Below are 20,440 nucleotides of genomic sequence, written 5' to 3'. Positions count from 1 at the left end.
GAGCCCGGGGCCGTCACGGTCGGGGGCCAGGGGTCAGGAGAGACGTTAGATGGCCGAGGCGCACGCCAAGAACCACGATTTCCACATTCTCGCCCCGAGTCCGTGGCCGCTCATCGGCGCTTTTTCCGGCTTCCTGATGGCGTTCGGCGCCGTCTTCTGGATGAAGAGCCTCACCATCGGCACCCTCAGCCCGGGTCCCTACATCTTCGGTGCCGGCACCCTCGGCGTGCTCTACACCATGTACGCCTGGTGGAAGGACGTGGTTCACGAGGCCAACACCGGCGACCACACCCGCGTGGTGCAGCTCCACCACCGCTACGGCATGATCATGTTCATCGCCTCCGAGGTGATGTTCTTCGCCGCGTGGTTCTGGGCCTATTTCGAGGCGGCCCTCTACACCGCCGACCCGATCCAGTCGACCCGCGTCGATTTCACCGGCGGCACCTGGCCGCCCAAGGGCATCGAGGCGTTCGATCCCTGGCACCTGCCGCTCCTCAACACCCTGATCCTGCTGACCTCGGGCACGACGATCACCTGGGCCCACCACGCCCTGCTGCACGACGATCGCAAGGGCCTGAAATACGGCTTGTGGCTGACGATCATCCTCGGCGTGCTGTTCAGCGCCTGCCAGGCCTACGAGTACGCCCACGCCCATTTCGGCTTCTCGGGCAGCATCTACTCGGCGACCTTCTTCATGGCGACGGGCTTCCACGGCTTCCACGTCATCATCGGCACCATCTTCCTCGCCATCTGCCTGTACCGCGCCTATCTCGGACAGTTCACGGTGAAGCAGCACCTCGGCTTCGAATTCGCCGCCTGGTACTGGCACTTCGTCGACGTGGTGTGGCTGTTCCTGTTCGCCTCGATCTACGTCTGGGGCTCGGGCATCGGACACGCCGCCCACTAAGTTCGGCCATCGCGGCTGCACGGGAGACATGAAAGGGCGGCGCGAGCCGCCCTTTCGCGTGTGGGGACCGTCCCTTATCCCCATATCCGCATCGAGCCGGCGTTCGTCCGGGCTCGAGGAGTACGCATCTTGGACGCCACGCGGCCGCTTCCCCCACCCATCCCCACCGGCCTGCGCGGCCGCTGCCCGCATTGCGGCGAGGGCCACATGTTCGACGGGTTTCTCACCTTTCGCCCGTCCTGCGAAGTGTGCGGCCAGGACTTCTCCGGCTTCAACTCCGGTGACGGCCCGGCCTTCTTCGTCATGTCCATCGTCGGGATCGTGGTGGTCGGCCTCGCCCTGTGGATGGAGATCACCTACGAGCCGGCGATCTGGATTCACGCAGTCGTCGCCGGCACCCTGTCCATCGGCCTGAGCCTCGCCATCATCCGGCCGCTCAAGGGCGTGCTGGCCGCCCTGCAATTCGCCAACAAGGCCGAGCAGGGACGCTTCCGCTAGTGCCGTCGGTCCGGCCCGGCGCCGTGCGTGCCCTGATCGCGCCCGGCCTCGTCTCCCTCGTCTGCCTCGCGATCCTCCTCGGCCTCGGCGTTTGGCAGCTCGACCGCAAGGGCCAGAAGGAGGCGCTGATCGGGCGCATCCTCGATCGCTCGCGGGTCGAGCCTCCGGCGGCCCTGCCGGCGCCCGGCACGTGGAACCCGGACGCCGACGAGTTCCGGCGGGTGCGCGTGACCGGAACCCTCCTCAACGACCGCGAGACCCTGGTCCACGGCCTGGCGGCCGGCGCCACGCCGGGGCGCGCGCTCCAGGGCTACTACGTCCTGACGCCCCTGCGCTTGTCCGAGGGCGGGACGGTGCTGATCAATCGCGGCTTCGTGCCCACCGAGCTGAAGGCGCCGGCCAACCGCAGCGGCGGGCAGATCGCCGGGGAGACCGTGGTCACCGGCATCCTGCGGGGCTCCGAGCCGCGCACCATGTTCGTCCCCGCCCCCGATACCGCACGCAATGAGTGGTTCAACCGCGACATCGCCGGCATCAGCGCGGCGGCGGGGCTGACCGACCCCCTCCCCTACCTCGTCGAGGCGGACGCGACCCCCAATCCCGGCGGCTGGCCCAAGGGCGGGCAGCTGCGGGTCGATCTGCCCAACAACCACCTGCAATACGCCTTCACCTGGTTCGGCATCGCCGGCTGCCTCGTCGGCGTCTTCGGCGTGTTCGCGTGGAAGCGCCTCTTCGACGCACCGGACGCGGCCTGAGCCGGCAACCAGCTGGTCCGCGGACAGGCGCGCGCTACTCTCCGGTCCGGCGGTTCACGCCACGGAGGGTGTCCCATGCGTGCCGCGACCCTGATGATGGCCTTCGCCTTGACCGTGGGCGCGGCCCAGGCGGCCGACGAGGCCGGGCGTGACGCGGCCCGCGCCACCGTCACCCGACAGATCGAGGCCTTTCGCAAGGACGACGCGGCGACGGCCTACGCCCAGGCCGCGCCCGTGATCCAGGGGATGTTCCCCTCCGCCGACACCTTCCTGGCCATGGTCCGCAAGGGCTACGCCGCCGTCTACCGCGCCCGCACCTACAGCGTGGACCGGGTCGAGGATGTCGGCCCCGAAGGCGTCGCCCTGGGGGTGAAGCTGCAGGACGAGGCCGGCGCCGACTGGCTGGCCCTGTACACCCTGGAGAAGCAACCCGACGGCGCCTGGCGCATCACCGGGTGCCAATTGACGAAGGCGCCGGGTACCGATGCCTGAGCCGTCATCAGGTTTCGACAGGCCCGACGGCTTGGTGTAGACGGGGCGCCTTCCCGGAGGCCCCTTTGCTTCACGTTTCGACCCGCGGCGCCGCGGCGCCCCTCTCCTTTTCCGATGCCCTGCTCGCCGGGCTCGCCCGTGACGGCGGTCTCTACGTGCCAGAGACTTGGCCGCGGCTGTCGCACGAGACCATCGCGGGGCTGGCCGGCCTGCGCTACGCCGACGCCGCCAAGATCGTCCTGCGCCCCCTCATCGACGGCGAGATCGCGGATGCCGATTTCGACCGGATGATCGAGGAATCCTACGCGACGTTCCGGCACCCGGCCGTCTGCCCGCTGACCCAGCTCGACGACAACCTGTTCCTCCTCGAACTTTTTCACGGGCCGACGCTCGCGTTCAAGGACGTGGCGATGCAGCTCCTCGGGCGGCTCATGGACCACGTCCTGCGGGCGCGCGGGTCGCGGGCGACCATCGTCGGCGCCACCTCGGGCGACACCGGCTCCGCCGCCGTCGAGGCGTTCCGGGGCCTCGATCAGGTCGACATCTTCATCCTGTTCCCGGAGGGCCGCGTCTCCGAGGTCCAGCGCCGGCAGATGACCTCGGTGGGGGCGGACAACGTCCACGCCATCGCCATCGACGGCAATTTCGACGATTGCCAGAACATCGTCAAAGCCCTGTTCCAGCACGCCGAATTCGCCGACGCGGTGAAGCTGTCGGGCGTGAACTCCATCAACTGGGCCCGCGTCGCCGCCCAGGCGGTGTACTACTTCACCGCGGCCGTCGCCCTCGGCGCGCCCCATCGCCCGGTCTCGTTCGCCGTCCCCACGGGCAATTTCGGCGACATCCTCGCCGGCTGGGTCGCCAAGCGCATGGGCCTGCCCATCGAGCGCCTGATGATCGGCACCAACGCCAACGACATCCTGGCCCGCACCCTCGAGCACGGGTCCTACGAGGTGCGGGGGGTGCAGCCCACCACCTCGCCGTCCATGGACATCCAGATCTCCTCGAACTTCGAGCGCCTGCTGTTCGAGGCCCTCGGCCGCGATTCGTCGAGCCTCGGCCGCCTGATGGCCGGCCTGAAGCAGTCGGGCGGGTTCACCCTCGATCCGGCGGTGCTCGACACCGTGCGGGCCGAGTTCGATGCGGCGTCCGTGCCCGAAGAGGCCGTGAAGGCCGAGATCGCCCGGACCTTCGCCGAGACCGGCCACGTCATCGATCCGCACAGCGCCATCGGGGTCCATGCCGCGCGCAGGCTCCTGGAGAAGGACCCGCGCACGCCCGTCGTCGCCCTGGCGACCGCCCATGCGGCGAAGTTCCCCGATGCCGTCTCCGAGGCGGTGGGCGGCGCGCGCCCGGCCCTGCCGCCGCATCTCGCCGACCTCCTCGACCGCGAGGAAAAGTTCTCGCGCGTTGCCAACGATCAGGCGGCGGTGGAGAGCTTCATCCGCGCCCATGCCCGCATCACCAAGGCCGGCTGACCCCATGAACCAGCACTTCGCCACCCACGGGGCCTCGCCGGACCTGCGGATCACGCGCCTCGACAACGGCGTCACCGTCGTGACGGAGGCCATGCCCGGCGTTGCCACGGCGACCCTCGGGGTCTGGGTCGGTGCCGGTTCGCGCCACGAGCGGCCCGACGAGGGCGGGCTGAGCCACCTCATCGAGCACATGGCGTTCAAGGGGACGAAGACCCGCTCGGCCCGGCGCATCGCCGAGGACATCGAGAACGTCGGCGGCGACATCAACGCCGCGACGAGCGCCGAGGGCACGAGCTACACCGCCCGCGTGCTCGGCGAGGATGCCGGCGTGGCCCTCGACGTCATCGGCGACATCCTCACGGATTCGGTGTTCGATGCCGGCGAACTGGCACGCGAGAAGGGCGTGATCCTGCAGGAACACGCCGCCATCGAGGACACCCCCGATGACGTGGTCTACGAGGCCTTCACCGAGGCGGCGTTCCCCGACCAGCCCATGGGCCGTCCGATCATCGGCACGCCGGAGACCATCAACAGCTTCGACCGCGCCGGCATCGAGGCCTACATCGCCCGCGAATACACCCCCGACCGCATCGTGCTCGCGGCGGCCGGCGCCATCGCGCACGACGCCATCGTCGAATCCGCGCACACCCATTTCGGCGCCCTCAAAGCCGCGACGCCGCCCGAGACGGTCCCGGGCATCTACGGGGGTGGCGAAAAGCGCATCCAGAAGAAGCTCGAACAGGCCAACGTCGTCATCGGCCTGCCGGGCCTGTCGTTCCGCGACCCCGGCTACTACGCCCTCCACATGTTCACCCAGGTGCTCGGCGGCGGCCTGACCTCGCGCCTGTGGCACGAGGTCCGCGAGACCCGGGGCCTCGCCTACGAGATCCAGGCGTTCCACTGGTCGTTCTACGATTGCGGGCTGTTCGGCATCGGCGCCGGCACCTCGGGCGGCGATCTCGGCCAGCTCGTGGACGTGACCCTGGAGGCCACCACCCGGGCGGCCCGCGATGCCGACACCGTCGAGGTCGCCCGCGCCAAGGCGCAGCTCAAGGTCGCGCTGCTGTCGGCCCTCGAGACGCCGGGCGGACGCATCGAGCGCAACGCTCGGCAGATCCTCGCCTGGGGCCGGGTGATCCCGGCGCAGGAGGTCATCGCCAAGGTGGATGCCGTCACCGTCGAGGACGTCCGCGCCGCCGGCGTCAGACTCCTCGCGGGCGCCCCGACCCTCGCCGCCATCGGTCCGATCAAGAAGCTGCCGCCCCTGGAGCGGATCGCCGCTGCCCTGAAGGCCGCCTGAGAATTTCCGCCCCCGGCTTGTTTTGGCCTCAAAGGAACGTGATCCAGCGGGTTCGGCGTCACCCTTAAGAAACGGTGGGCGCCTCCGCCCCGGCGCGCCCGCTGCCTTGCCGGTGAAGGTCGCCGCCGATACGACTGAGCCTTAAGCTGAGCCGTACTCGTCACCCAGCCTCGCCCGGCCGGAACACTCGCCCGTTGCGTCAGATCTCCCTCGTCCTCGCCGCTCTCCTCACGGCTCTCTTCGGCGCCCTGCTCCTCAGCGCGCCGGCGCGCGCCGTCGAGGCCGTGCGCGTCACCCTCGATGCACCGGCCATCGACCTGACGACGATGATCGAGCGCTATCGCTCGGACGGGGACCTCATCCAGATCTCCACGGCACCGGGCAAGGACGGCATCGTCCGCCGCATCGTCGTCAAGGCGCGCGACACCGGCGGGCGCCCCGACTGGATGGTGTTCGCGCTCACCAACGACACCGACGAGCAGATCGACCGCGTCCTCGTCGCCCCGCATTTCCGCCTCGTCGGCTCGGGGGTGATCTGGCCGGATCTCGGCGGCTCGCGCATCGCCGCCATCACGGCGAGCCAGGGCATCCGCCCCGAGCGCGATGAGAATCCGGAAGCCGATCAGTTCGTCATTACCCTCGATCCCGGCGCCACCGTCACCTACGTGGCCGAGCTGCGCGGCCCGAACATCCCCCAGGTCTACCTCTGGGACCAGGAAGCCTATCGCAAGAAATCCACCGGCCTGACCCTCTACAAGGGCATCATCATCGGCATCGCCGGGCTGCTGGCCCTGTTCCTGACAATCATCTTCGTGGTCAAGGGCGCGATCATCTTCCCCGCCGCCGCCGCCCTGGCGTGGTCGGTGCTGGCCTATGCGTGCATCGATTTCGGGTTCCTCCAGCGGGTTTTTCCCGTCACCGAGGTGGCCGAGCGGGTCTACCGGGCATCCGCCGAGGCGGTGCTGGGCGCCACCCTGCTGGTGTTCCTGTTCGCCTATCTCAACCTCAGCCGCTGGCACGTGCGCTACAGCCACGTGGCGTTCTTCTGGCTCGCCTTCCTCGCCGGCCTCGTGGCCCTAGCCGTGTTCGATCCGCCCGTGGCGGCGGGCGTCGCCCGCATCTCCATCGCGGCGGTGGCCGGGGTCGGCCTGCTGCTCATCGTCTATCTCGCCGCCCATAACGGCTACGACCGGGCGATCCTGCTGATCCCGACCTGGTTCCTCCTCCTCGTCTGGGTGGTGGCGGCGGGCTTCGCCATCACGGGACAGATCGGCAGCGACCTCGTGCAGCCGGCCCTCATCGGCGGCCTCGTCCTCATCGTCATGCTCATCGGCTTCACGGTGATGCAGCACGCCTTCGCGGGCGGCGGCCTCACCCATGCCCTGGTCTCCGACACCGAGCGCCGGGCGCTCGCGCTCACCGGCGCCGGCGACGTGGTGTTCGACTGGGACGTGCCCGGCGACCGGGTCTTCGCCGGGCAGGAGATCGAAGGGCAGCTCGGTCTCAAGCGCGGCGCCCTCGAAGGCCCGGCGGTGAACTGGCTCGCCCTCGTCCACCCGTTCGACGTCGAGCGCTACTCGGCGGCCCTCGACACGGTCATCGAGGAGCGGCGCGGGCGCATCGTCCACGATTTCCGCCTGCGCTCCACCGCCGGACCGTACTACTGGTACCGCCTCAAGGCGCGGCCGGTGATCGGCACCGACGGCGAGGTGGTGCGCATCGTCGGCACCATCTCGGACGTCACCGAGGTGAAGACCGCCGAAGAGCGCCTGCTTCACGACGCCGTGCACGACAGCCTCACCGGCCTGCCCAACCGCGAGCTGTTCCACGACCGCCTCGATGCCGCCCTCGCCTTCGCGAGCCAGGATGCGCGGCTGAAGCCGACGACCATCGTCCTCGACGTCGATCGGTTCAAGGCCATCAACGACGCCATCGGCCTCTCGGCGGGCGACTCGATCCTGCTGACCCTGTCGCGCCGCCTCGGCCGGCTGCTGCGTCCGCAGGATACCCTGGCGCGGGTCGCGGGCGACGAGTTCGCCCTCATTCTCCTGTCGGAGCGCGACCCCGACCGCATCCTCTCGTTCGCCGAGATGATCCGCAAGGCCATCGCCACGCCGATTACCTACGCCGACCGCGAGATCTTCCTCACGGTCTCCGTCGGCATCGTCCTGCACGAGGTCGGCGCCAACCTGAAGCGGGAAGAGGTGTTCAAGAACGCCGAAATCGCCATGATCCAGGCCAAGCGCGGCGGCGGCGACCGCATCGAGGTGTTCCGGGCCGACATGCGCAAAGAGCACGGCGACCGCCTGATGCTCGAGGGCGACCTGCGCAAATCCCTCGAGCGCAACGAGATGAAGGTGCTGTTCCAGCCCATCGTCCGCCTCGAGGACCGCACCGTGGCGGGCTTCGAGACCCTGCTGCGCTGGGATCATCCCCGCCTCGGGCGCATCCCGGCCTCGACCTTCATGCCGGTGGCCGAGGAATGCGGCTTCGTGGTCAACCTCGGCATCTTCGCCCTGGAGCGCACCGCCCTCGAACTCGCCGCCTGGCAGCGCTCCCTCGACGTCGAGCCGCCGATCTTCGCCTCCGTCAACATGTCTTCGCGCCAGCTCCTGCGCCACGACCTCCTGCACGACGTGAAGACGATCCTGGCGCGGTCCGGCGTCCTGACCGGCTCCCTCAAGCTCGAACTCACCGAGAGTCTGGTGATGGAGAATCCGGAATACGCGGCGCAGATGCTGGCGCGAATCCACGACCTCGGCGCCGGCCTGTCCCTGGACGATTTCGGCACCGGCTACTCGGCCCTGTCCTACCTCCAGCGCTTCCCGTTCGACACCATCAAGATCGACCAGTCCTTCGTCCGCCAGATCGCCACGGGGCGCACGGCGATCCTGCGGTCCATCGTCAGGATGGCCCAGGAACTCGGTCTCGCCATCGTGGCCGAGGGCGCGGAATCGGAAGCCGATGCCCAGGCCCTGGCCGAACTCGGCTGCGAGTATGCGCAGGGCTTCGCCTTCGGCGAACCGATGTCGATGCTCCAGGCCCGGCAACTCCTCGGGGCGGCCCCGGAAGCCGCCTGACGGCGGCCGGAAACGCCGATCCCCGCGAAGACGAGGGATCGGTTTAAACTTCCCTTAACCATGATCCGCCATCGTTCCCCCTAACGGAATGCTGAGTGTCTCCCACGGAATTCCCCCTGCGCCGCCGTGCTCGGAGTGAGTACCGGCGGTGACCGGGCGTTCTGTGAGGCACTTTCGGGCCCGAGCGGCCGTGGGATGGGGGATCACCTGATGGGCGAAGCGGCCTTACGGAACGATGCGAGCTTCGACACCAGCATCGTCCGGCGCCTGATGGCCCGGCCCCTGCGCCTCGTCGAGACGCCCATCGCCGAGATCGTGCCGTTGCGTCCGGCCGCGCCGGCCGCGGAATCCGTCGAACCGGCGGAGGCCTCCGCCGACGTCGTCCGCCTCAAGGCGCAGCTCCAGGTGATGAAGGCGGTCCTGCGCTCCGAGCGGGACGAGACCGCCCATCTGCGGGCCTGCATCGCGACCATCGCCGAGTCCGACGCGCCCCTGACGCCCGAGGCCCAGGCCGTGCGCGACCGCTGGGCCGCCCTCGTCGACCAGCTCCTGCACGCGGCCCGCTAGGGCGTTTTCGAGCGAGGTGGTTACCGGCTCGCGCGAAGAAAAGGCGACCCCCAATAACTGAGAGCACTTTGCGTGATTCGAGGATCACGAAACGTGCTCTAGCCACCCGTTCCGCGACGCGCGACGCGACGCCCGGCCCCGTTCGAGGGATGATGATGAGCGCCCGCTGCTCCCTCGTGGTCAACGGCAAGTCCGTGCGGATCTCCACGGGCGACACCCCCCTGGAGGCCGCCCTGGCCGACGGGATGATCGCCGCGCCGCCCGGCCTCATGGGACAGGGCTCCGGTCCCCTGCCCCGGCGTGCCCAGGCCCGCAGCCATCGCGCCGACGCCGTCAAGCTCACCCCACCGCGCGCCGGCCTCATCGAGCGGCCCGAGACGTTCGGCACACCGGTCAGACCGGCGCCGGCCCAGAAGCGCGCCGGCACGGTGACGCAGATCACGCCGCTCGGCCCCCACACCCTCGAAGTGGTGGTGACCCTGACCAAGCGCCTCGCCCTGGAGCCGGGACACGGGGTCGTGGCGGCCTTCGAGGGCTTCGAGCCCGTCACCCTGAACCCGACCCTGCGCGTCGACGGCTCGGCCGAACTCAACGAACTCGTCTTCCACCTGCGCCTGACCGGCGACCGCACCGCCCTGCCCGACGCCTTCGGCGAGGAGATCGTCCTCGACCATCCGGTGAAGATCAAGGGCCCGGTGGGCCGGGGCTACTACCGGCCGGGCGGCGGCCGCCTCGTCCTCGTGGCGGCCGAGACCGGGTTCGCCCCGATCTGGTCCATCGCGCGGGCCGCCCGCTACATCGAGCCGGCCCGCGAGGTCGCGATCCATGTCGGTGCCCGCGATCCCCTCGACCTCTACATGCGTCCGTCCCTGGACTGGCTGCGCGCCACGGGCGTCGGCCGCCTCGTGCTGGTCGCCGACCGCAGCCGCCAGCGGCCGCCCGACGTCCGGCCCGGCCCCCTGACGGCGCATCTGCCGTCGCTGCGCACCACCGACGTGGTCCACGTCGCCGGCGACGCCTCGACGGTGGGCGCCGTCGAAGTCCTGGCCGCGGCGGCCGGGGCCCGGTGCTATCCGACGCTCCTGGACGTCCAACCCTGAGAACGAAGGACCCGGCCCCATCGTCGAGGGAGCCGGGCGTGGTCGTCGCCTCGGATGTCCGGGTGGTCTCCTACTCGGACCCGACCTGACGCACGGCGCCGCGCGCGGCGCTGGTGGCGAACATGGCGTAGGCCCGGAGCGCCGTGGTGATCCGGCGCTTGCGCGGCTCGGCCGGCTTCCATCCGGCGGCGTCCTGGGCGGTGCGGCGCTGGGCCAACTCCGCCTCGTCCACGGCGAGGTGGATGCGGCGCCCCGGGATGTCGATCTCGATGCGGTCGCCGTCGCGCACGAGGCCGATGAGCCCGCCCTCCGCCGCCTCCGGCGAGACGTGGCCGATGGACAGGCCGGAAGAGCCGCCCGAGAACCGCCCGTCGGTGACGAGGGCGCAGGCTTTGCCGAGGCCCTTCGATTTCAGGTAGCTCGTCGGATACAGCATCTCCTGCATTCCGGGGCCGCCGCGCGGACCCTCGTAGCGGATCAGCACCACCTCGCCGGCCTTGACCCGGCCCTTGAGGATGGCGTCGACGGAATCGTCCTGGCTCTCGAACACCCGGGCGGTTCCGGTGAAGCTGAGGATCGACGCATCCACCCCGGCCGTCTTCACGATGCAGCCGTCGACGGCGAGGTTTCCGTACAGGACGGCGAGGCCGCCATCCTGCGAATAGGCATGCCCCGCCTCGCGGATCACGCCGCCCGTGCGGTCGAGGTCGAGCTCTTCCCAGCGCGCCGCCTGGCTGAAGGCGACCTGGGTCGGCACGCCGCCCGGCGCGGCGCGGTAGAACTCCGACACCGTGGCGCTGCCCGTGCGGCGCACGTCCCAGCGGTCGAGGGCCTGGCCCAGGGTGCCGGCATGGACGCTGCCGGCTTTCGCGTCGATGAGCCCGGCCCGGTCGAGTTCGCCGAGGATCGCCATGATGCCGCCGGCCCGGTGCACGTCCTCCATGTGGACCTCGGCCACCGCCGGGGCGACCTTGCACAGGACGGGCACGCGCCGCGACAGGCGGTCGATATCCGCCATGGTGAACGGCACCTCCGCCTCGTGGGCGGCGGCGAGCAGGTGCAGCACCGTGTTGGTGGAGCCGCCCATGGCGATGTCGAGGGTCATGGCGTTCTCGAAGGCCGAGAAGCCGGCGACGGACCGGGGCAGCACGCTGGCGTCGTCGCCCTCGTAGTAGCGCTTGGCGAGGTCGACGATGAGGTGGCCGGCCTCGACGAAGAGGCGGCGGCGGTCGGCATGGGTCGCCAGCACCGAGCCGTTGCCGGGCAGCGACAGGCCGAGGGCCTCCGTGAGGCAGTTCATGGAATTGGCCGTGAACATGCCCGAGCACGAGCCGCAGGTCGGGCAGGCCGCGCGCTCGATGGCGGCCACGTCCTCGTCCGAGACCCGGTCGTCGGCCGCCGCCACCATGGCGTCGACGAGGTCGAGCTTCTTGATCACGCCCTTGAGCTGGACCTTGCCGGCCTCCATGGGGCCGCCGGAGACGAACACCGCCGGGATGTTGAGGCGCAGGGCCGCCATCAGCATGCCGGGGGTGATCTTGTCGCAATTGGAGATGCACACCATCGCGTCAGCGCAGTGGGCGTTGACCATGTACTCGACGGAATCGGCGATGAGCTCGCGGGACGGCAGCGAGTACAGCATCCCGTCATGGCCCATGGCGATGCCGTCATCGACCGCGATGGTGTTGAATTCCTTGGCGACGCCGCCGGCCGCCTCGATCTCGCGGGCCACGAGCTGGCCGAGATCCTTGAGGTGGACGTGGCCCGGCACGAACTGGGTGAAGGAGTTGACCACGGCAATGATCGGCTTGCCAAAATCGCCGTCCTTCATGCCGGTGGCGCGCCACAGGCCGCGGGCGCCGGCCATGTTGCGGCCATGGGTGGTGGTGCGGGAACGGTAGGCGGGCATCGCATCTCTCGCTGTTCGCCCGGCTTTTGCCGGCGGACAGCGATGCGACGCAAGGGCCTTCGTCGCAGAGCTGCCGCGACGGGCCGTGCCGGGAGCGGGACGCTAGGCCGCGCGCGCCCGCAGGCCGGCGCCGTTGCCGAAGGCACGGGCGTAGAGGGAGGCGTAGGTGGTGGCAGCCTCGTCCCAGCCGAAGGTCCGCGACATGGCGGTGCGGCGCATGGCGTTGAGGCGCTTCTTCTGGCCGAAGGTGTCGAGGGCCCGCCGGATGGCGCCGGAGAAGCCGCGGGCCGAGGCCTCGCCGAAGGTGAAGCCGGTGACACCGTCCTCGACGGTGTCGGCGAGGCCGCCGGTGCGGTGGACGATGGGGAGCGAACCGAAGCGCTGGGCATACATCTGGGCGAGGCCGCAGGGCTCGAACCGCGACGGCATCAGCAGGAAGTCGCTGCCGGCGAACATCCGGCGGGCGTCCTGCTCGTTGAAGCCGACATGGACGCCGACGGCATCGGGATGGCGGCGGGACAGGTCGCGCAGGGCCCCCTCGAAGCGGCCTTCGCCCTGGCCGATGACCACGAGCTGACCGCCCTCGGCCACGATGGTCTCGGCGGCGGCGAGGCTGAGGTCGATGCCCTTCTGGTGGACGAGGCGCGAGACGATGGCGAAGAGCGGCCCGCGCGAGACGGCCAGACCGAACTGGCGGCGCACGGTCTCGGCGTTGGCGCGCTTGCCCTTCCAGTCGTCGGCCTCGAACCGGGTGGCGAGGTGCGGGTCCGTGCGCGGGTCCCAGCTCTCGTCGATGCCGTTGAGGATGCCGGCAAGGCGCCCCTGAGCGGCGCGGGTGCGGAGCAACCCGTCGAGGCCGCAGCCGGCCTCCGGCGTGGTGATCTCGCGGGCGTAGGTATCGCTGACCGTGGTGACGTGGGAGGCGTAGTAGATGCCGGCCTTGAGGAAGGAGAGCTGTCCGTAGAACTCGACGCCGTCCATCTGGAACGCGTGGTCGGGCACGCCGAGGCGCCCGAGGGAGTCGGGCGAGAACAGGCCCTGGTAGGCGAGGTTGTGGACGGTGAGGATGCTCGGCACCCGCAGGCCGGTCCAGGCGAGGTAGGCCGGGGCCAGGGCCGCCTGCCAGTCGTTGAGGTGGAGAAGGTCGGCGGCCCAGGCCGGATCGACGCCGCGGGCGATCTCGGCGGCGGCGAGGCTGAGGCGGGCGAAGCGCACGTCGTTGTCGGAAAAATCCCCCTGCCCGTCGCCGTAGGGCGTGCCGTCGCGCTGGTAGAGTTCGGGGCTGAGCAGGACGTAGATCTGGAGGCCGTCGCCGCTCTCGACCAGGCCGAGCTCGCAGGGCGGCACGCCGGCATGGCCGGGCAGCTGCGCGACGACGGGAATGTGGTCGAACCGGTCCACCACCTGGCGGTAGCCGGGGATGAGGACGCGGATGTCGTAGTGCCGGCGCAGGGCGCGCGGCAGGGAGGCGGCGACCTCGCCGAGACCGCCGGTCTTCACGAAATCCGCCATCTCCGGCGTGGCGAACAGGATGCGGGGCTGATGCAGCGAAGGGATCGTCTGACCGGCAAGGCCGCGGGCGGAGTGAGCAGTCGCCGCAGACGTCATGGGATCCTTGCCGCTCCGGGCACCTTGGACGTTCAGAGCGTAACCGCCCCTGGCTGACGTCGGCATCGTGAACGTCCCGATTGGTAAATGGTTCCGCTGCGTTGCACAATTCAAGCCACGATTTCGGTTACGGATTCCTTGCTTTTGGTGCGGCGCAAACGGTCGCAGGATGTGAAATTCAGGACCGGTTCAGGACACAACCCAGGCGGGATGCCCGATCTCGCTGCACGGGCGCCCGGGAAACGATCATCACGCTTCGGCGATCCAGGCACGCAGGCCGGCCAGGGTGTGGAAGGCATCCGCCGAGCGAACGGTGAGATGGGGGGCCCGCGCCCGCATCATGTCCGCCAGGGCATGGCCGGGGCCGAGCTCCAGCACCCGCTCCGCGCCGCGCTCCACCACGGCGTCGAGGCAGGCGGCCCAGTCGACGAAGGTTGCGACCTGTCGGGCGAGGACACCGCGGAAGCCGGCCCCATCGAAGATCGGGGCGCCGTCCGTGCCATTCAGGAGCGTCAGGCCGGCGGTGGGCCGGCGCACGGGCACGGCGTCGAGGCGCGCCCGGAACGGCAGCACGGCCGGTTCGAGCAGGGGCGTGTGGGAGGCGACCGCGACGGCCAGGCGGCTCGCCCGGAGCGCGCCGCGTTCGGAGGCCTCGGCGCAGAGGGCGTCGAGGGCGTCCCCCATGCCCCCGACCACGAACAGGTTGGCCGGGTTGCGGATGGCGACGGCGCAGGCGTGGCGGGCGACGAGGGGATCGAGGGCTGCCCGCGATAAACCCCGAATGGCGGCGAGTCCCTGCCCGGGGCGGCTCGCGGCGTCCATGGCCTCGGCCCGGGCCGCCGTGAGGCCGAGGGCCTGTGCCGGTGTCCAGATGCCGGCAATGCCCCAGGCCGCCATCTCCCCGACGCTGTAGCCCGCGACGACGCGGCGCCGGGGGAGGATGTCGGCGAGGCAAGCCTCGAGAACGAGGGCTGCGGTGACGCACAGGATCTGGCCGGTCCGGTTGGCGTAGAGCGAGTCCGGGTCGACCTCGGCCACGAGGCGGCGCGGGTCGCGGCCGAGGTGGTCGGCGGCGGCGGCGAAGATCGGCGCGGCGGCGGGGGCGTCCGCCGTCAGGGCGAACAGATCGGGCGCTTGCAGCCCCTGGCCGGAACACAGCAGGGCCAGGGTCACGGGCCGACCTCGGCGAGGAACAGGGTCATGGCCAGGAGATCGGCGCAGCCGCCGGGGCTGAGGTTGCGCGCCACGAAGGCGGCGTGAAGCGCCTGAGCACGGGCTCGCCAATCGGGGTGGCCGATGCCGCCGTCGTCGAGAAACGCGCGCGCGGCGCCCTGCGCGAAGGCGAGGCCGGCCGGACCGCCGCGATGCAGCAGGTTGGTGTCCTCCACGCCCGCGATGAGGGCGAGGCAGAGCTGCACCCGCACGGCTTCCGGATGGTCTGGCCGCAGGGCCTCGGCGGCAGACAGGGCCGGGAGCGCGAGGCCGTAGAGGGTCGGAAATCCGAGACTCGCCTCGCGCCGCGCACCGCCGGCTCCGTAGCGCCGCGCGGCGGCGGCGCCGTGGCTGTGCAGAGGAATCGGACCGGCCGCGATGGCGGGTCCCCACAGGTCGGCGACGAGGCGCCCGAGGGACCGGGATCCGCCGTGGGTGTCACGGAATCCGGCGGTGCGGAACCCGGCGGCGGCGGCCAGGAGGCCGAGGCCGAAGATCGCGCCGCGATGGGTGTTCACGCCGCCGGTGGACGCCAGCATGGCCGCCTCGGCCGCGATGCCGATGGCCCGTAGGGTGTCCATTCCGGCGCCGCGCCCACCGGCCTCGGCGAGGTCGGCGAAGTACGGTTCCAGGGTGTCGGCGCTGCGGTTCAGCAGGGCCGCGTCCATGTCGGCATGGGCACCCGAATCGACGTGGCTGACGAGGCCGGGCTTGGGATAGGTAGCGACCTCGCGGCGGAGGCACGCCACGGCCCGTGCGGCGATGGCCTCCGCCGGGAGGCTTCCGGGCGCGAGGGCGGCAGGATGGACGCGGGCGGCCCTCAGCATCCCGCACCGCTGAGGAAATCGGAGCGGGCGACGAGGGTCACGCCGTGCGCATCCTTCGCCAGGATCTCGGGCGTGCCCTCGGCCAGTTCGCGCCACTGGACGGCCCGCCCCCCGGCCCCGAGGCACTCGCCGTCGATCCGCATGGGGGCGTCGCGGGCGATGTCCGCGAGACCGGCGAGGAGCGCGTCTGCCGATCCGTCGAGGCGCCACAGGAGATCGATGTCCGAGGTGGGCGACAGGTAGGTCAGGCCCGTGAGGTATTGCCAGGCGAGGCTGCCGAATGTCCGCGTCTCGGGATCGAGGGCGAGGAGGCGGACAAGTGTCGGTTGCCAATCGGCCGGCGCCAGGGACGCGACCTCGGCGAGGCGCGGCGGGGGCGCGACGGACAGGATCGCGGCCGGGTCGAGGACGAACGACAGCCGGCGCTTGCCGAGGGCCGGCGGCAGGGGCAGGCCGAGGGCGTGGCCGGTCTCTCCAACGGCTGAGCGACGCGCCACCAGGGGCCAGCCACGCTCCACCCAACTGGCGACGTAGGGCAGGCCGTCGAGGTCCGCCCGCCCGGCGAGGCAGGTGCGCCAGGATGCCGGCGTGATGCGGACCATGGCGTGGCGCGCGGGCGCCTCAGGCATGGTCGGCGATGCGCGCCGCGACCCGCTCGGCGATGGCGGCGGCGCAGGGTCGGCCGCCGCGCTCGGCCCCGAGGCGGTCGCGCCGATCCCCCGAGGGCGGCGGTGCGGCGAGGCAGGTCTCCAACTGCTCGGCCAGGGATTTTTCGGGGTCCCAGGTCTCGTGGATCGCCCCCGTCCGGACGAGATTGTCGAGGCCCGGGGCGAAGACCGCCGTCGCCCGCGCCTTCTCGGTCAGCACGTCGAGGGACAGCTTGGTGACGCGAGCCATGGAGGGCAGGTCCATCACCTCCGGATGGGCGCCCGGCAGGGCGACGAGGTGACCGGTGGCCAGGGCCGTCGCGATGAAGGCGCCGGCGGCGCTGCGACCGTAGAGCAGACCGAGGGTCGGGTGGCCCTCCGCCTCGGCGAGCATCAGCGCCTTGGCGAGATGGGCGAGGCACTCGTTGAGGCCCAAAAGCTCGTCGCGCCGGCTCATGCGCTGGCTCGCCGAATCGATGGGCATCAGGATCGGCGCATCGTCGCCCGAGCGGGCGATGGCGAGGACCCGGCCCGCCAGGATCAGGGCTCCGTCGATGCCCAGCGGCGTACCCTCGGCGATGCCGAGCACATGGACGAGGCCGCCGGTTCGGCGGCCGGTGCCGAGGATGAGGCCGTCGGTGACGGCGACGTCGTGGCCCTCGGGAAACAGCCCGGCCAGGATCTCAGCGAGCGTCATCGGCACTCTCCCGGCAGGTGGCGACGGCGCGGAACGCGCGCGTGGACAGGCCCGGCACGGCGGCCGCATCGGCGATCCCGAGGGCCGACCAGACCGCGACGGCGTCCGTGGCCGCGCCGAAACGGGCGAGGCGCCGTTCCAGGCGGGCCTGCTCGGCATCGAGGGTGTCGAGGTCGAGGCGCCCGGGTGCCTCGAGGATCACGCGCACCGCTTCGCGAAACGCGCCGGGGCCGTCATCCACGAAAACATCGGCGCCGCCCATGAGGTAGCGGTGCTTGCCGCCCATGGTGCGCCAGACCAGGGCGCGGTCGCGGGCATCGAATTCCTCGACGCCCCGGTTGGTCTCGATCACCTCCGGGCCGGTGACGCTGATGCGCCCCTGCTCGGTGACGACGAGGGCCGAGCAGCAACCGGCGATGAGTCCGCCGCCGCCGTAGCAGCCCGAGCGCCCGCCGATGAGGCCGACGACGCGCGATCCGGCGCGGCGCGCGTCGACCAGGGCGCGCATGATCTCGGCGATGGCGGTCTCGCCGGCATTGGCCTCCTGCAGGCGGACGCCGCCGGTGTCGAACAGGATCAGAACGTCCAGGCTGAGGGACTGAGCGGCGCGGAGCAGGCCGACGAGCTTGGCCCCGTGGACCTCCCCCACGGCGCCGCCCATGAAGCGGCCCTCCTGGGCCGCGACGAGGATCGGGGCGCCGTCGAGGGTCGCGCGTCCGACGATCATGCCGTCGTCGAACTGCTCGGGCAGGTCGAACAGGGCGAGGTGCGGGCTCGTCGCCCGTTCCTCGGGACCGACGACCTCGTGAAAACTGCCGGGATCGACCAGGGCGGCGACGCGCTGGCGGGCGCTGGCCTCGTACCAGCTCAGGGCTTCGGGCTCGAAGACGGGGTTCAGGGTGGGATTTGCGGCGGGATTCATGGTGCGTCTCCGGCGATGAGCCGCGCGCCCTGTGCGAGGCGCAGGGCGACGGTGTCGGGCCGGGCACCGCCGTCGTTGATGGCGATGCGCAGGCCGCCCGCCCCGCGCCGCGCCACGAAATCCGCCACCACGGCGGCCCAGACCTCACCGAAGCCGTGGGCGGCGGTGGCGATCTCGACGGTGCAGCGGTCGGGGGCCAGCACACGCTCCAACAGGACTTCGAGGTTGCCGGACGCGACGACGCCCACGATGGCCTGGGGCTTCGTCCCACCGGCCGGGACCGGCGCATCGAGGGTGTAGCTGAGACGTTCCATCGACCGCTCTCCCGTCACCAGTTGCGGAATTGGCTCGGCGGCCGGTAGAGGCCGCCGGACGCCAGCGCGAGATCCTTGATGGAGCGGGCGGCCAGCAGACTGCGGTCGGCGTCGAGGGGATCGATGCCGAGGTCTTCCGGCCGGCGGATCACGCCGCGCTCGCGCAGGCGGGCGACCAGGCCGGCATCGCGCCGCCGCCCGATCTCGGTGTAGCCGGCGACCCCCCGGATCGCCTGCTCGCGCTCGTCGGCATTGCGGCACAGGAGCAGGTTGGCGATGCCTTCCTCCGTGACGATGTGGGTGACGTCGTCGCCGTAGACCATGACGGGGGCCAGCGGCAGGTCGAGCTTCTCGGCCAGCGCCAGGGCGTCGAGGCGCTCCACGAACAGGGGCACGTTGCCGTCGCCGAAGGTCTCGCCGATCTGCACCACGAGCTTGCGGCCCCGGCGCAGGGGCGCCGGCGTGTCGGGATCGGCCTCGGCCCCCGCCTTGAGCCAGGGCTCGCTCGGATGGCGGCGGCCGCGCGGATCGGACCCCATGTTGGGCGCGCCGCCGAACCCGGCGATGCGGTTGGTGGTTACCGTCGAGCTGTGGCCGGAGAGATCGATCTGCAGGGTCGAGCCGATGAACAGGTCGCAGGCATAGAGCCCCGCAGTCTGGCAGAAGGCGCGGTTGGAGCGGAGCGACCCGTCCGCCCCCGTGAAGTAGATGTCCGGCCGGGCGGCGATGTAGTCGTCCATCCCGACCTCGGAACCGAAGCAGTGGATCTGCTCGACCCAGCCCGCCTCGATGGCGGGAATCAGGGTCGGGTGCGGGTTGAGCGCCCAATGGGTGCAGACTTTCCCACGCAGGCCGAGCTTTTCGCCGTAGGTCGGCAGCATCAATTCGATGGCGGCGGTGTTGAAGCCGATGCCGTGGTTGAGGCGGCGGATGCCGTAGGGCGCGTAGAGCCCCTTGATCGCCAGCATCGCCGTGAGGATCTGGGTCTCGGTGATGGCGCCCGGATCACGGGTGAACAGGGGCTCGACGTAGAACGGCTTGCCCGCCTCCACCACGAAGTGGACCCGGTCGCCGGGGATGTCGACGCGGGGCACCCGGTCGACGATCCGGTCCACCTGCGCCACCACAAGACCGTCCTTGAAGCTCGTGGCCTCGACGACGGTGGGCGTGTCCTCGGTGTTGGGGCCGGTGTAGAGGTTGCCGTCGCGGTCGGCGCTCACCGCCGCGATGAGGGCCACCTGCGGCGTCAGGTCGATGAAGTAGCGGGCGAACAGTTCGAGGTAGGTGTGGACCGCGCCGAGCTCGATCTGCCCGCCATAGAGCATCCGGGCGATGCGCGCCGCCTGCGGACCGGAATACGAATAGTCGAGCCGGCGCGCGATGCCCTTCTCGAACACGTCGAGATGGGACGGCAGGACGATGCCCGACTGCACCATGTGCAGGCCGTGGATCACCGCCGGGTCGACCTCCGCCAGGGCGTCGGCGAGGACATCGGCCTGCTTCTGGTTGTCGCCTTCGAGGCAGACCCGGTCGCCCGGGCGCAGGATCGCTTCGAGGAAGGGCGCGAGATCGGACAGGGCCACGACCTTGCCGCGGGCGAAGGACGCGCCGGCAGCGATCCGTGCCGCGCGGGCGGCCCCCTGCGTCGCCCAATCCCTCATGGTCCGCCTCCGTGCCCTGGATGGCTCTATATGCAATGATGCTGCATCTCGCATGCATCTGGCAAGCGCTTGCATACAAGACCCTGAAAGCTGCCGATAATGTGGCGCCGGACTGCGCGTTTCCGCCGCATTCACCGAACCTTCAACCTATCCCTGTCTCATTCCCGTGCGGATTGGATGCGACGCATGTCGGACCGCCGGACGTGAAAGTCCGGCCCGACGCGCGGATCGGGACGGGGCTCGCGGGACCGAGAGGTCCGGCAGATCCGTCACGCACGAAGCAAAAGGTGGCAGGCACGACGTCTCGGACCATCGCCCACGGGGCTGTCCGCGACGAGGCGCTCAAGCGACCGGCCGCGCGCCGATGGGCATGAGGGGGACCTGCACGTGTTGAATGAGAAGCTGATCGCATCCGAGGCCACCGAGGAGCGGACCGCGACGGCCGCCGTCCACGGCACGCCCGCCG

The 20,440-nt window shown here is 70.8% G+C and carries 18 protein-coding genes; 9 read left to right on the top strand and 9 right to left on the bottom strand.

Going from position 1 to position 20,440, the window contains the following annotated elements; genetic code table 11:
• The first annotated feature begins 49 nt into the window (after nt 1-49).
• From FV218_RS09670 to FV218_RS09630, 9 genes are all read left to right on the top strand, one after another.
• Nucleotides 50-907 carry a cytochrome c oxidase subunit 3 gene (locus tag FV218_RS09670; RefSeq protein ID WP_056086821.1) on the top strand — a complete coding sequence of 286 codons (858 nt, stop codon included), beginning with the start codon at nt 50-52 and terminating at the stop codon, nt 905-907.
• A gap of 126 nt (nt 908-1,033) precedes the next feature.
• Complete coding sequence (locus FV218_RS09665) at nt 1,034-1,405, top strand: DUF983 domain-containing protein (protein WP_244474949.1); 372 nt, start codon at nt 1,034-1,036, stop codon at nt 1,403-1,405.
• 23 nt (nt 1,406-1,428) lie between these two features.
• Nucleotides 1,429-2,160, top strand: a complete 732-nt coding sequence (locus tag FV218_RS09660; RefSeq protein ID WP_246685053.1) for an SURF1 family protein — start codon at nt 1,429-1,431, stop codon at nt 2,158-2,160.
• Nucleotides 2,161-2,235: 75 nt separating this feature from the next.
• A complete protein-coding gene (locus FV218_RS09655) occupies nt 2,236-2,652 on the top strand; it encodes a DUF4864 domain-containing protein (RefSeq protein ID WP_056086830.1) in 417 nt (138 codons plus the stop codon).
• Between the two features lie 65 nt (nt 2,653-2,717).
• Nucleotides 2,718-4,130 carry a threonine synthase gene (thrC, locus tag FV218_RS09650; RefSeq protein ID WP_147709560.1) on the top strand — a complete coding sequence of 471 codons (1,413 nt, stop codon included), beginning with the start codon at nt 2,718-2,720 and terminating at the stop codon, nt 4,128-4,130.
• Nucleotides 4,131-4,134: 4 nt separating this feature from the next.
• Nucleotides 4,135-5,430, top strand: a complete 1,296-nt coding sequence (locus tag FV218_RS09645) for a pitrilysin family protein (RefSeq protein WP_147709559.1) — start codon at nt 4,135-4,137, stop codon at nt 5,428-5,430.
• Between the two features lie 194 nt (nt 5,431-5,624).
• Nucleotides 5,625-8,510 carry a sensor domain-containing phosphodiesterase gene (locus FV218_RS09640; protein WP_147709558.1) on the top strand — a complete coding sequence of 962 codons (2,886 nt, stop codon included), beginning with the start codon at nt 5,625-5,627 and terminating at the stop codon, nt 8,508-8,510.
• 210 nt (nt 8,511-8,720) lie between these two features.
• Nucleotides 8,721-9,077, top strand: coding sequence for a hypothetical protein (locus FV218_RS09635; protein WP_147709557.1), 357 nt, complete (start codon nt 8,721-8,723; stop codon nt 9,075-9,077).
• A 155-nt stretch (nt 9,078-9,232) separates the two neighbouring features.
• The gene (locus FV218_RS09630; protein ID WP_147709556.1) at nt 9,233-10,177 is read left to right on the top strand and encodes a ferredoxin--NAD(+) reductase; all 945 of its coding nucleotides are present in this window, start codon (nt 9,233-9,235) and stop codon (nt 10,175-10,177) included.
• Nucleotides 10,178-10,247: 70 nt separating this feature from the next.
• On the opposite strand, the gene ilvD is transcribed toward FV218_RS09630, so the two are convergent.
• From ilvD to mdcA, 9 genes are all read right to left on the bottom strand, one after another.
• Nucleotides 10,248-12,086, bottom strand: coding sequence for a dihydroxy-acid dehydratase (gene ilvD / locus FV218_RS09625; protein WP_147709555.1), 1,839 nt, complete (start codon nt 12,084-12,086; stop codon nt 10,248-10,250).
• Nucleotides 12,087-12,188: 102 nt separating this feature from the next.
• Complete coding sequence (glgA, locus tag FV218_RS09620; protein ID WP_056086846.1) at nt 12,189-13,694, bottom strand: glycogen synthase GlgA; 1,506 nt, start codon at nt 13,692-13,694, stop codon at nt 12,189-12,191.
• A gap of 249 nt (nt 13,695-13,943) precedes the next feature.
• Nucleotides 13,944-14,867, bottom strand: a complete 924-nt coding sequence (locus tag FV218_RS09615; protein WP_147709554.1) for an acyltransferase domain-containing protein — start codon at nt 14,865-14,867, stop codon at nt 13,944-13,946.
• Nucleotides 14,864-15,733 carry a triphosphoribosyl-dephospho-CoA synthase MdcB gene (gene mdcB / locus FV218_RS09610; protein WP_147709553.1) on the bottom strand — a complete coding sequence of 290 codons (870 nt, stop codon included), beginning with the start codon at nt 15,731-15,733 and terminating at the stop codon, nt 14,864-14,866. The genes FV218_RS09615 and mdcB overlap by 4 nt, the downstream gene beginning before the upstream one ends.
• Nucleotides 15,727-16,362, bottom strand: a complete 636-nt coding sequence (mdcG, locus tag FV218_RS09605; protein ID WP_147709552.1) for a malonate decarboxylase holo-[acyl-carrier-protein] synthase — start codon at nt 16,360-16,362, stop codon at nt 15,727-15,729. Before mdcG ends, mdcB begins: the two co-directional genes overlap by 7 nt.
• A complete protein-coding gene (mdcE, locus tag FV218_RS09600) occupies nt 16,355-17,077 on the bottom strand; it encodes a biotin-independent malonate decarboxylase subunit gamma (protein ID WP_147709551.1) in 723 nt (240 codons plus the stop codon). The genes mdcG and mdcE overlap by 8 nt, the downstream gene beginning before the upstream one ends.
• Nucleotides 17,064-17,999: a biotin-independent malonate decarboxylase subunit beta gene (locus tag FV218_RS09595; RefSeq protein ID WP_147709550.1), complete on the bottom strand. Its 936-nt coding sequence runs from the start codon at nt 17,997-17,999 to the stop codon at nt 17,064-17,066. The genes mdcE and FV218_RS09595 overlap by 14 nt, the downstream gene beginning before the upstream one ends.
• Nucleotides 17,996-18,313 carry a malonate decarboxylase acyl carrier protein gene (gene mdcC, locus FV218_RS09590; protein ID WP_147709549.1) on the bottom strand — a complete coding sequence of 106 codons (318 nt, stop codon included), beginning with the start codon at nt 18,311-18,313 and terminating at the stop codon, nt 17,996-17,998. Before mdcC ends, FV218_RS09595 begins: the two co-directional genes overlap by 4 nt.
• Before the next feature lie 14 nt (nt 18,314-18,327).
• Nucleotides 18,328-19,974 carry a malonate decarboxylase subunit alpha gene (gene mdcA / locus FV218_RS09585; protein ID WP_056086865.1) on the bottom strand — a complete coding sequence of 549 codons (1,647 nt, stop codon included), beginning with the start codon at nt 19,972-19,974 and terminating at the stop codon, nt 18,328-18,330.
• Nucleotides 19,975-20,440 lie beyond the last annotated feature (466 nt).

Source organism: Methylobacterium sp. WL69, assembly GCF_008039485.1.
GTDB lineage: Bacteria > Pseudomonadota > Alphaproteobacteria > Rhizobiales > Beijerinckiaceae > Methylobacterium.
The sequence above is the reverse complement of the archived record's forward strand: the minus strand, read 5'-3'. Positions and strand labels throughout refer to the sequence as shown.